Source organism: Pantoea sp. Fr-CA_6 (genome assembly GCF_024520895.1).
In the GTDB taxonomy this organism is placed as follows: domain Bacteria; phylum Pseudomonadota; class Gammaproteobacteria; order Enterobacterales; family Enterobacteriaceae; genus Pantoea; species Pantoea agglomerans.
Window position 1 is genome coordinate 35070 of sequence record NZ_JALNPO010000019.1, and the last position, 11634, is coordinate 46703.

Below are 11634 nucleotides of genomic sequence, written 5' to 3' on the forward strand. Positions count from 1 at the left end.
TCAGTTACGGTTGAGAAAGCGCTGGAAACTCTCTGCGTCGGGATAGGCGCGCTGGGTGCCGCGCCCGGTGACGCTGCAGGCGGCATAGGCAGACGCCTGGGTCATGGCGGCGGCCACATCGCCGGTTTCCACCAGCAGATACGCAAAGCAGCCGATAAAGGCATCGCCCGCGCCGCTGGTGTCGACCGCCTGAACCGGTGTGGCATCCACGCGATGGATCTCGTCGCCGCTCATCCAGACCGATCCCCGGCTGCCCAGGGTGATGATCAGATTTTTAAGGCCGCGCTTCAGCAGCGACTGTCCGGCGAGGATCACCTCTTCATCGCTGCTGACCGGCAGACCGGTGAGGATCTCCAGCTCGGTTTCGTTGGGCATAAAGAAGTCGCATTTGCAGGCGTAATCAATATCAAGCGTGGCGACGGCCGGCGCCGGATTAAGGATCACTGTGATCTGATGCTGGCGGGCAAAATCGATGGCGTAATAGACCGTCTCCAGTGGGATCTCCAGCTGCAGGATGATCAGCTGGCAGGCTTTCAGCGCCTCTGCCGCGTCGTCGATATCGGCCGGTTTCAGCTGCTGGTTAGCACCTTTGATAATCAGAATCCGGTTCTGCGACTGGTCATCGACAAAAATCGGTGCCACGCCGCTGGAGGTGCCCGGTGCGGTGGTGACGAAGCGCGTGTCCACGCCCTGCTGTTGAAGATTTGCAACGGTGTTCGGAGCAAAGAGATCGTCACCGACCTTGCTGACCATCATCACGTTGCCGCCCATTTTTGCCGCCGCGACCGCCTGGTTGGCCCCTTTACCGCCGCAGCCAATGGCAAAGTCGGGCGCTTCAAGGGTTTCGCCCGCTTTCGGCAGGCTGTTGGTATAGGTAATCAGATCGACCATGTTTGAGCCGATGACCGCAATTGTCATGACCTTTTCTCCCGGATGTTTTTTAAACTTAAAATGTTATTAAAGTAACAATAACAATTCTTAAAGGTTAAATATGTGACAAAAACCACATCCTGAGGCGGTAAGAATAGGCAAATTACGCCATAAAATGGGATTTTCAGTGTTATTATTATAACAAGCTAACATCACTGAACGCGCTGTATGAAAGCCACAACCGCCTGTGGTGACGTGCCGATATCACCACGCGCTGACAGCACGGCGGAGGTTTGCGGCCCTCACGGAATGCGGGTAAGATTGACTGCCAGCCTGGCGGATGAGACGCAACTCATTCAAATCTGTGAGGTTTGTAGCGTATTGACGTCGATCCCGGCGTCTTTCATCCGCACTGCAGGATAGGGAACAGAGAGATGACCATGGAAACCCGGCGCGACGAACGCATTCACAAGCTGACGCAGGCGCTGAAACGCACCGACAAACTGCATCTGAAAGATGCGGCCCAGCTGCTTGGCGTCTCAGAGATGACGGTTCGCCGCGATTTAACCGAGCCGGGCTCCAGCGTGGTCCTGCTGGGCGGCTATATCGTCAGCGATCCGAAAAGTCATGCCAGCCACTATTTTGTCAGCGATCAGCATGGCCAGAATGCCGCCAGAAAGCAGCGACTGGCACAGGCGGCCGCCAGCCTGATCAACGAGAACGATACGGTCTTTTTTGACTGCGGCACCACCCTGCCCTACATCGTGGATGCGATTCCCGACACCCTGTCGTTTACCGCCATCTGCTGCGCCATGAATACCTTTCTGACGCTGAAAGAGAAACCGGCCTGTAACGTGATTCTCAGCGGCGGTGAATTTCATGCCGACAACGCCCTGTTTACGCCGATTGGCGTGCATACCATCCTTGACGATCTCTGCCCGACGCTGGCCTTTATCTCTGCAGCGGGCATCGACAAAGATCAGGGCGCAACCTGCTACAACACCAATGAGCTGATGATGAAGCATCACGCCATGCTGCGCGCCCGAAAGTCGGTGCTGGTGGCTGACAGCAGTAAATATGGCAAGGTGCTGCCTGCCCGCATCGCCGAGCTGCAGCGCTTTGATCTGCTGGTGAGTGACAGCGCGCCCGATCAGGCGTTGCAAAACTGGCTGGCCCAGCAGGCGATCCCGCTGCGCCTGCCCTGACGCCTCTTTCTGACATCCTCTCCTGACCCTGTCAGCGATTGAGCGTGGAAATCAGTCAGTTATGCCTGGCATCGCCCGGCATCGGCTCCGCCACGCTAATATTCGCCGCCCCCCGGCTGGGATTAAACGGTGAAAAAGGCTAAACTTCGACATCATTCAAACGACCAACAGACCCAGAGGCTCAAACCAACGTGGCTCAATTCGTCTATAGCATGCATCGCGTCGGCAAAGTGGTTCCGCCGAAGCGACATATCCTGAAAAACATCTCGCTCAGCTTCTTCCCTGGCGCAAAAATTGGCGTACTCGGCCTGAACGGCGCGGGTAAATCTACCCTGCTGCGCATCATGGCCGGCATCGATAAAGATATCGAAGGGGAAGCGCGTCCGCAGCCAGGCCTCAAGATTGGCTACCTGCCGCAGGAACCGCAGCTTAACCTTGAACACACCGTGCGTGAGTCGGTAGAAGAAGCGCTGTCAGAAGTCGTTGGCGCACTGAAGCGTCTCGACGAAGTCTATGCGCTCTATGCTGAAGAAGGTGCAGACTTCGACAAACTGGCCGCTGAACAGGGCCGTCTGGAAGAGATCATCCAGGCTCACGATGGTCACAACCTGAATACCCAGCTGGAACGTGCTGCCGATGCGCTGCGCCTGCCTGACTGGGACGCGAAAATCGCCACCCTTTCCGGTGGTGAACGTCGTCGCGTCGCCCTCTGCCGCCTGCTGCTGGAAAAACCAGACATGCTGCTGCTGGACGAACCGACGAACCACCTGGACGCCGAATCTGTCGCCTGGCTGGAGCGCTTCCTGCACGACTTCGAAGGCACCGTCGTCGCGATTACGCATGACCGTTACTTCCTGGATAACGTTGCAGGCTGGATTCTGGAACTTGACCGCGGCGAAGGGATTCCGTGGGAAGGTAACTACTCCTCCTGGCTGGAGCAGAAAGATGCGCGTCTGGCGCAGGAAGCCTCCTCTGAAGCCGCTCGTCGCAAGTCGATTGAGAAAGAGCTGGAGTGGGTGCGCAAAGGGCCAAAAGGCCAGCAGTCTAAAGGCAAAGCCCGTCTGGCACGCTTTGAAGAGCTGAACAACACCGACTACCAGAAGCGTAACGAAACCAACGAACTGTTCATTCCGCCAGGTGCCCGTCTGGGTGACAAAGTGCTGGAAGTCAGCAATCTGCGTAAGTCTTATGGCGACCGTGTGCTGATTGACGATCTCTCGTTCTCGGTACCGAAAGGTGCGATTGTCGGGATTATCGGTCCGAACGGCGCGGGTAAATCAACGCTGTTCCGCATGATGTCTGGTCAGGAACAACCTGATTCCGGTGAGATTGTACTGGGTGAAACCGTCAAGCTGGCCTCTGTGGATCAGTTCCGCGACAGCATGGATAACGCCAAAACCGTGTGGGAAGAGGTTTCCAGCGGTCAGGACATCATGCGCATCGGTAACACCGAGATGCCAAGCCGCGCCTATGTCGGCCGCTTTAACTTTAAAGGCGTCGATCAGGGCAAACGCGTAGGCGAACTGTCGGGTGGTGAGCGTGGTCGTCTGCACCTCGCGAAGCTGCTGCAGGTTGGCGGCAACATGCTGTTGCTCGATGAACCAACCAACGACCTGGACATTGAAACCCTGCGCGCGCTGGAAAACGCCCTGCTGGAGTTCCCGGGTTGTGCCATGGTGATCTCGCATGACCGCTGGTTCCTGGACCGTATCGCCACGCACATCCTGGATTATCAGGATGAGGGCAACATCGAATTCTTCGAAGGTAACTTTACCGAATATGAAGAGTACAAGAAGCGTACTCTCGGCGCCGAAGCGCTGGAGCCGAAGCGCATCAAGTATAAGCGTATGACGAAGTAACGATGTCAGGGGGAGGCTCAGGCCTCCTCCTGCTTCACCAGTGACGTTTTAAGGGCTGAACGCAATGAAGAAAAAAGCTGAGCGGCCAGTGGCTAAAAAAGCTGAAGCGATTTATGAAGCCACTAAAGTCGCAAACTTTGCCGCAAGTTCCCTGCTGGAGGGGATACGTATTTCAGCAGATGCTGAGTTATCGACCCTGGAACAGGTTCGACGTCGCTATAAGCAGTAACAGGAAGCCAACGTGAATCGTTATCTTGTCTGGCGAGATCACTACTGTTATCCCGATTCCGATGTGCTGATCAATCGCTATGATATCCGCGAACAAACCCTGCTGGATCAGGCTGAGCGTGCTGTTACCGCGCTGACCATTCACACCATTAAGCTCTCTCATCCTCCTTTTACCCTTCAGTCACTGTGTCACATTCATTACTGCCTGTTTAACGAGCTTTATAGCTGGGCGGGGCAGATACGTGATATCTCTATCAGCAAAGGAGAGACCCGCTTTTGCCAGCCCGCTTTTATTCTGCGTGAAGCGGAGAAATTATGTGCAAAACTGGCGTGCGAAAGATGGCTGGAGCAGGCTGACCATGAAGCTTTTTGTCATCAGGTTGCCTGGTATTACTGCGAGTTCAATATTCTGCACCCCTTTCGGGAAGGAAACGGCCGGGCATTACGCATTCTGTTCGAACATATCATTCTTCACGCAGGCTATCAGGTGAACTGGGAAGGCGTGAGCCCCAGCGACTGGTTAGCGGCAAATATCGCGGGTTACCAGAGTGGCCCGGAAAAAATGGCGGCACTGTTCCTGCGCCACATTGTACCGGTCAGCGATAAAACTCCCTGAACACCGGTGACTGCAGCGCGAATTCAATAAACCGCGCCAGCGCAGGTGAATTCAGTTTACGGCCCGGATAGACCAGCCACAGCTCATTCCCCTCGATTTCCCATTCCGGCAGTACCGGCACCAGCCGGGGATCAGCCATCGCCCCATCGGTCAGAAAGTGCGGCAGCAGCGTAATGCCCGCATCGCCCAGCGCAGATTCGCGCGCATAGAGTAAATTGTCCGTGAGATGGCCTGGCGGCAGCAGCCAGCGATAGAACTCGTCATCGCGCTGCAACACCCATTCATTCCAGGCACGATGCGCAATACAGCGGTGGGCAGACAGCTGCTGTGGATGAACCAGCGGCGGATGCTGATCAAGATAGCGCTGTGAAGCGACCAGCAGTCGCGGGCAGTTGCCTATCCGGCGGCCAATCAGCGAGGACTCCTGCGGCTGACCGGTGCGCAGCGCCACATCAAAGCCCTCCTGCACCAGATCACGCATCTCATCGGAGATCGAGACATCCAGCGTCACATCGGGATAGAGACGTAAAAACGCCGCGTTACAGCGCGCCAGCAGCGTGGCACCAATCCCCGCCGGGCTGGTGATACGCAGACGCCCGCTGGGATTTTCACGCAGGCTGGCGATCGCCTGATCGGCGCGTTCACTGGCCTGCATCATCTCCTGGCAATGCAGCAGATAGCGCTCACCGGCAAAGGTCAGATTGAGCTGGCGGGTGGTGCGGTTCAGCAACCGAATTCCCAGCCGCTGCTCCAGCTGGCTGATGCGCTGACTGACGCTCGATTTTGGCAGCCCTGCACGTTCTGCCGCGCCGGTAAAGCTGCCGCACTCCGCCACCAGCGCAAACAGTGCCATATCCTGCCACTGGCGAAATGCCATTGTTCACCTCAGACGAACACTCTATGAAAGATTGTCCATCTTATCACTGCTAAAATCAGGTTCTACACTTAAAGCCTGTTCCGAATCATCAGCCAGTCAGCCACGGACAGCGTGGCACAGCCCCTGCGGAGTGTGAGCACTCTTCAGGGCCAGAATGGCAACCACCAGATCCAGGCTTCCAGCCTGACTAAACAGGAAAAATGTATGTCTATTCGCGCTATCGCAATTAATCCGGAAAGTCCTGAAAACTTCACTGAAATTTTCCCTGAAACCCCAGCGCCAGGGGAGTATGACCTGCGGGTCGAAGTCAAAGCCGCATCGGTAAATCCGGTCGATACCAAGGTTCACAAAGGGGCGAAGAAGAACGGATTAGAGCAGCCACGCATCCTCGGCTGGGATGCCAGCGGTGTGGTGCTGGAAGTGGGCAGCAAAGTCAGCAACTTTAAGCCAGGCGATAAAGTTTTTTATGCGGGTGACCTGACCCGTCCTGGCAGTAACAGCACCGAGCAGCTGGTTGACTCACGCATTACCGGTCACAAGCCAGAGAGCCTGGACTGGGCGCAGTCCGCCGCGATCCCGCTGACGGCCCTGACCGCCTGGGAAGGACTGTTTGAGCGACTGAACCTGGAGTCAGCAACGGAAGATCAGACGCTGCTGATCGTGGGCGGCGCAGGCGGCGTCGGATCGCTGGCGATCCCGCTGGCAAAACTGCGCAGCAAGGTGAAGATCATTGCCACCGCTTCGCGTGAAGATTCCGCGCAGTGGTGCCGCGATCGTGGTGCCGATCTGGTGATCAACTACAAAGATATGATTGGAGAGCTGGAAAAACAGAGCATTAAGCAGGTCGATTATATCTTCTGCCTGAATGATACCGACGGTCACTGGGAAACCATGGCAAAGCTTATTGCCCCGCAGGGTCATATCTGCACCATCGTGGAAAACGAACATCCGCTGTCGATGGATCAGCTGAAGCTGAAGAGTGCTGCCCTGCATTTCGAGCTGATGTACACCCGCAGCATGTTTAACACGCCGGATATGGCGCGTCAGGGCGAGATTCTGGATGCCGTCTCGGCGTTGCTGGATGAAGGTAAGCTGCAAACCACACTGAGCGAGACGCTGCACGGCTTAAGCGTTGAGACCTTAACCGCCGCCCATCAGCGCGTACTGGAAGGCCACATGCGCGGCAAAGTAGTGATGGTGTATTAATGCGCTGACCCGGCTGCCCTGCGGCAGACCGGGTTACAGCATGCGTTACGGCTGGGCGTTTTTCTCGCCCAGCATCGCTTTCACCAGTTCAATGCAGCGCAGGAAACGGGTGTCATAATCATCTTCCTGCACGTGCAGGAATTCGATGTTGTTTTCCCGCAGCATCGTCACCAGCATCGACTGAAACTCCCGTCGATCCACGGAACTGCCCAGGCTGCGCAAGCCATCGGCAACCCACGGCACGTTGTTCTCCAGCAGGATCACCAGATCAAAGCGATATTCATCGATCAGTGCCTGCACAAACGGATGTTCACGCCCCTCATACTTCAGACAAAACGCCTGCGTGGTCACAAAGTCGGTGTCGATAAAGGCCACTTTATTGGCATATTTAACCGCGAAATCGATGTACTGCGCCTGGCCCAGCGCGATCTTGTCGTAATCTGAATATTGCAGCGCCATTTCATCACCGCCCAGGTGGGAGAAGACATAGTCGCGGCCATATTCCCAGGCACTGGTGGTATTGAAGATGTTGGCGAGTTTATTCACCAGCGTCGATTTACCGCTCGACTCCCCGCCGAGGATCGCCACGGTGCGCACAAAGAAAGGTTTCACTTCGGTCGGGATATAATCCCAGAAGCGGAAAGGATCCTGACGGATCTGCGCGCCGCTGATGCTCATAAAGGATCGGCTGGGATCGACCAGTACGGTCTGAATGCCAAGATGCTGTTGATACATCTCCGCATCGGGCGCTTCGCTGGTGTAGATGCAATCCGGCGCAATACCGTGCTCGCTGAGAAACGCGCTGACGCCCTTACTCCAGACATCCCAGCCGTGCGGATAGGGCTCAATCCCCTCCTCATCAAAGGCGTGAATGCGGATATTTTTCTGATACTTAAAGGTCTGCAGCAGCCAGCGCAGGCGATCGCTGACCGTGGGCTGTTGTGACATCGCGCTGTTCTCAAACAGTTCGCGGTCACGTGGCTCGTCGTAGCCCATAATGATATGCAGCTCATCGACCTGGCTACAGGCGCGCTGAATCAGATAGATATGGCCGGTGTGCAGCGGATAGAATTTACCAAACACCACGCCGACCGTTTTATCGCGGCGCGGAAACTCCAGACCCAGAAAACGGTGCAGCGCCTCCAGCTTTTGCGCGCTGGGGCTTTTGATTTTGGCATTGAGCAACTGGCTCAGATAGCCTTTGGTCATGCCGCTGGCATCAGCGACCTGTTGCAGCGTGTGACCCTGCTGGCGAATGGCCGTTTTCAGATAATCAAACGACGACATGTCGTGCCTCCTGCATCAATGCGGTTAAGGTGGGAGCGGCCTGCCAGCGGCTTTTCGCTAACGGCCGCAGGCGCGTTACAGATCGTCCAGAATCGCCAGCGCATCGGCCAGCTTCTTCGCGCTGAAAACCTGCATCCCGGCAATCGGTTTTTTCGGTGCATTCCCTGCCGGCACAATGGCGCGTTTGAAGCCATGCTTCGCCGCTTCAGCGATGCGTTCCTGACCGCTGGGCACCGGACGGATTTCGCCCGCCAGTCCCACTTCGCCGAAGATCACCAGATCCTGCGGCAACGGACGATCGCGCAGGCTCGACACTATAGACAGCATCAGCGCCAGGTCAGCACTGGTTTCGGTGACTTTGACGCCGCCGACCACGTTGACGAACACATCCTGATCCGCCATCTGCAATCCGCCGTGACGGTGCAATACTGCCAGCAGAATCGCCAGGCGGTTCTGCTCCAGACCTACCGCCACGCGGCGTGGATTGCCCATCATCGAGTGATCGACCAGCGCCTGAATCTCCACCAGCAGCGGTCGCGTTCCCTCCCACAGCACCATCACCGAACTGCCCGAGGTGACCTCTTCGCCGCGCGACAGGAAAATAGCTGACGGGTTGCTGACTTCACGCATGCCCTGCTCGGTCATGGCAAACACACCCAGTTCATTGACCGCGCCGAAGCGGTTTTTATGACTGCGCAGGGTGCGGAAGCGGGAATCGGCATCGCCATCCAGCAGCACTGAACAGTCGATACAGTGTTCCAGCACTTTCGGTCCGGCCAGGGAGCCATCTTTGGTGACGTGACCGACCATGATGATCGCCACGCCGCGCGTCTTGGCGAAGCGCGTCAGGTAAGCGGCGGTTTCACGCACCTGGGCGACGCTGCCGGGCGATGACTGGATCTCCGCCATGTGCATTACCTGGATCGAGTCGATCACCATCAGTTGCGGCTGCTCCTGTTCGGCGATCAGGCAGATCTGCTCAATGCTGGTTTCCGACAGCATATTCACATTTTCGGTGGGTAATCCCAGACGATGGGCGCGCATCGCCACCTGCTGCAGTGACTCTTCACCGGTGACATACAGGGTTTTCATCCCCTCTGACAACCGGCACATCACCTGCAGCAGCAGCGTGGATTTGCCTGCGCCGGGGCTGCCGCCAATCAGAATGGCGCTGCCCGGCACCACCCCGCCGCCCAGCACCCGGTCAAACTCTTTGAAGCTGGTAGAGAAGCGCGGTAACGCCTCCAGGCTGATTTCAGAGAGCTTCTGCACCCGGCTGGTTCCGGCGCTGCCGGCATAGCCACTCAGGCGCTCGTTACGCGCAGCCGCGGGCGAGGCGGCAATGCGCACCTCGGTGATGGTGTTCCAGGCGTGACAGGCGCTGCACTGCCCCTGCCAGCGTGGGTAATCTGCGCCACATTCGTTACAGACAAATGCGCGTTTTGCCGCTTTGGCCAAATCAATACCTCAGTTAACGCTCTTCGTGGATCAGGCTGCCGGTGAGGATGCAGAACACCCCCATTAAATCGGCATGGCGAATGGTGACCGCAGTCTGCTCATTCACCTTAGGTTTAGCATGGAACGCAATGCCCAGTGCTGAGGCTTTGATCATCAGCAGGTCATTGGCACCATCGCCGATCGCCACCGTCTGTTCCGGCGCGATGTCAAAACGCTGCGCCAGCTTCTTCAGGGTATCGGCTTTGTATTGTGCATCGACAATTGGTCCCAGCACGTTGCCGGTCAGTTTGCCGTCGCGAATTTCGAGTTCATTAGCCACCACCGCCGACAGATGCAGCTTGTCGCGCAGGTATTCGGCGTAGTAGGTAAAGCCGCCAGACGCGATGGCAACCTGCCAGCCCAGCGCCTGCAGCTTCTGCGTCAGGGTGGTTAAGCCTGGCATCAGCGGCAGGGCATCACGCACCTGTTTCAGAATATTGGCGTCCGCGCCCTGCAGCGTAGCCACGCGCTGACGCAGGCTGGCGGTGAAGTCGAGTTCGCCGCGCATCGCGCGTTCCGTGACTTCCGCCACCTGCTCGCCGCAGCCCGCCAGTTTTGCAATCTCATCGATGCACTCGATCTGAATCGCGGTGGAGTCCATATCCATCACCAGCAGGCCTGGCGTTTTGAGATGCGGAATTCTGCCCAGCGGCGCAACATCCAGGCCAGCGTCGTGCGCCAGCTTGCTGGCAAACGGCGTCAGCGATCCCGCCAGGCGAATCACCTGATACTCATCGACGTTCCAGGCGCTGACGATCACCATGGCGGCACCCAGCTGATGCTGGTAATCGGTCAGCCGCTGCTTATCCAGCCCGCGACCATACAGCAGCCAGCCGGTACGGCCAGCGCGATAATCCAGCGGCATCACTTCATCACCGCTAAGAGAAAGGGGCAAACCCGGCCAGAGAGAGACATCGGCGGGAAGATCGCACCAGGTTAAACGATTTGGCATCAGAGCTCCTGTAGGGACAACAAAACCACGCAAGAGGCTACCTTGTCTGCGCCGCTTCTGGCAACATAATCTCCAGGCTTTCTGTTGTGATATGACCCGGATGATTAATGGCTAAAACCGCACTAAAATTTCGCTTACATCGTACCGTGATCGTTCTCATCTCGATGGCGCTGCTGGTCGTGCTGATGCAGGGCGCATCCTGGTTCAGCCTCGGCCATCAGGCGGCGCGCTCTGAACAGGTCGAGGAGCTGGCGCATACGCTGACCAGCCAGGTGGCGTTCAGCCTTAAGCCATTGATGGACAACAGTGAAAATAACCGGACTCAGATAGAAGCCATTCTTAATCAGATGACGGCTAACAGCCGTATTCTGGATGCATCGGTCTATGACGGCGACGGCAGCCTGGTGGCGCACAGTGGTGAAAACATCAATGTCCGCGATCGGCTGGCGCTCGACGGCCAGCGCGCGGGCAGCTATTTCAACCATCAGATTGTGCAGCCGCTGGCCGGAAACGAGGGTCCGCTGGGCTTTTTACGCGTGACGCTGGATACCCACGTGCTGGTCACCGACTCGCATCAGGTCGATAACACCACCAATATTCTGCGTCTGATGATGCTGCTGGCGCTGGCAATTGGCATTATTCTCTCACGCACCCTGCTGCGCCACCGCCGCACCCGCTGGCAGCAGTCGCCTTTCCTGCTCACCGCCAGTACACCGGTGAAAGAGGATCGGGATGAGGACGACGAGAAGAAAGAGTAACGCTCCGGCTGCGGTAAAGATAAAACAAAAAAGGCCCGCACAACGGTAATGCTGGTCAGTTAAGATTAGATTTGTAAAGGCTGTCACGGTCAGACGTGGCAGCTTTTTTTATGGGCGAGCGAGCCTCAGTGCGGGCCAGCGCACCTCTGCTGCTGCCGGGCCGTCCTCGCGCCGCTCACGCGGTACCTTCGGCTTTGACGTTGTGCCGACGAACCGTTCGGGGATCGGCCCTCCCTGGCCGGCCCCGACCTGTCCACGCTTCCCGGCGTGGACTTCTGG

The 11634-nt window shown here is 57.2% G+C and carries 11 protein-coding genes; 6 read left to right on the forward strand and 5 right to left on the reverse strand.

What is annotated here, in order from left to right; genetic code table 11:
- Entirely contained in the window at positions 1-918 is a 918-nt protein-coding gene (gene rbsK / locus NR201_RS21335) for a ribokinase (RefSeq protein ID WP_033787409.1), read from the reverse strand.
- A gap of 392 nt (positions 919-1310) precedes the next feature.
- On the opposite strand from rbsK, the gene deoR reads away from it, so the two are divergent.
- The 4 genes from deoR to NR201_RS21355 all read left to right on the forward strand — a co-directional run bounded on the left by deoR (position 1311) and on the right by NR201_RS21355 (position 4778).
- Entirely contained in the window at positions 1311-2075 is a 765-nt protein-coding gene (gene deoR / locus NR201_RS21340) for a DNA-binding transcriptional repressor DeoR (RefSeq protein ID WP_010253621.1), read from the forward strand.
- A 191-nt stretch (positions 2076-2266) separates the two neighbouring features.
- Entirely contained in the window at positions 2267-3934 is a 1668-nt protein-coding gene (gene ettA, locus NR201_RS21345; RefSeq protein WP_256850146.1) for an energy-dependent translational throttle protein EttA, read from the forward strand.
- Positions 3935-3998: 64 nt separating this feature from the next.
- A complete protein-coding gene (locus NR201_RS21350; RefSeq protein ID WP_109652447.1) occupies positions 3999-4163 on the forward strand; it encodes a YhfG family protein in 165 nt (54 codons plus the stop codon).
- 12 nt (positions 4164-4175) lie between these two features.
- Positions 4176-4778 carry a putative adenosine monophosphate-protein transferase Fic gene (locus NR201_RS21355; RefSeq protein ID WP_033787411.1) on the forward strand — a complete coding sequence of 201 codons (603 nt, stop codon included), beginning with the start codon at positions 4176-4178 and terminating at the stop codon, positions 4776-4778.
- Here the strand turns inward: NR201_RS21355 and NR201_RS21360 are convergent.
- A complete protein-coding gene (locus NR201_RS21360) occupies positions 4759-5655 on the reverse strand; it encodes a LysR family transcriptional regulator (RefSeq protein ID WP_010253616.1) in 897 nt (298 codons plus the stop codon). The genes NR201_RS21355 and NR201_RS21360 overlap by 20 nt on opposite strands.
- Before the next feature lie 204 nt (positions 5656-5859).
- On the opposite strand from NR201_RS21360, the gene NR201_RS21365 reads away from it, so the two are divergent.
- Complete coding sequence (locus NR201_RS21365; protein ID WP_187492009.1) at positions 5860-6861, forward strand: zinc-binding alcohol dehydrogenase family protein; 1002 nt, start codon at positions 5860-5862, stop codon at positions 6859-6861.
- A 45-nt stretch (positions 6862-6906) separates the two neighbouring features.
- On the opposite strand, the gene nadR is transcribed toward NR201_RS21365, so the two are convergent.
- From nadR to serB, 3 genes are all read right to left on the reverse strand, one after another.
- On the reverse strand, positions 6907-8148 hold the full coding sequence (gene nadR, locus NR201_RS21370; protein ID WP_010253612.1) for a multifunctional transcriptional regulator/nicotinamide-nucleotide adenylyltransferase/ribosylnicotinamide kinase NadR: 1242 nt from the start codon (positions 8146-8148) through the stop codon (positions 6907-6909).
- A 75-nt stretch (positions 8149-8223) separates the two neighbouring features.
- On the reverse strand, positions 8224-9606 hold the full coding sequence (gene radA / locus NR201_RS21375) for a DNA repair protein RadA (protein WP_256850147.1): 1383 nt from the start codon (positions 9604-9606) through the stop codon (positions 8224-8226).
- Between the two features lie 13 nt (positions 9607-9619).
- Positions 9620-10597: a phosphoserine phosphatase gene (gene serB / locus NR201_RS21380; RefSeq protein WP_010253608.1), complete on the reverse strand. Its 978-nt coding sequence runs from the start codon at positions 10595-10597 to the stop codon at positions 9620-9622.
- Between the two features lie 107 nt (positions 10598-10704).
- On the opposite strand from serB, the gene NR201_RS21385 reads away from it, so the two are divergent.
- Positions 10705-11355 carry a YtjB family periplasmic protein gene (locus NR201_RS21385; RefSeq protein WP_010253606.1) on the forward strand — a complete coding sequence of 217 codons (651 nt, stop codon included), beginning with the start codon at positions 10705-10707 and terminating at the stop codon, positions 11353-11355.
- The last annotated feature ends 279 nt before the right edge of the window (positions 11356-11634 follow it).

What these genes read in the sequence shown, in the direction of transcription:
- NR201_RS21385 (WP_010253606.1), top strand. Translation starts at nt 10,705, where the DNA reads ATGGCTAAAACCGCACTAAAATTTCGCTTACATCGTACCGTGATCGTT.
- serB (WP_010253608.1), bottom strand. Translation starts at nt 10,597, where the DNA reads ATGCCAAATCGTTTAACCTGGTGCGATCTTCCCGCCGATGTCTCTCTC.
- nadR (WP_010253612.1), bottom strand. Translation starts at nt 8,148, where the DNA reads ATGTCGTCGTTTGATTATCTGAAAACGGCCATTCGCCAGCAGGGTCAC.
- NR201_RS21350 (WP_109652447.1), top strand. Translation starts at nt 3,999, where the DNA reads ATGAAGAAAAAAGCTGAGCGGCCAGTGGCTAAAAAAGCTGAAGCGATT.
- rbsK (WP_033787409.1), bottom strand. Translation starts at nt 918, where the DNA reads ATGACAATTGCGGTCATCGGCTCAAACATGGTCGATCTGATTACCTAT.
- NR201_RS21365 (WP_187492009.1), top strand. Translation starts at nt 5,860, where the DNA reads ATGTCTATTCGCGCTATCGCAATTAATCCGGAAAGTCCTGAAAACTTC.
- deoR (WP_010253621.1), top strand. Translation starts at nt 1,311, where the DNA reads ATGGAAACCCGGCGCGACGAACGCATTCACAAGCTGACGCAGGCGCTG.
- NR201_RS21360 (WP_010253616.1), bottom strand. Translation starts at nt 5,655, where the DNA reads ATGGCATTTCGCCAGTGGCAGGATATGGCACTGTTTGCGCTGGTGGCG.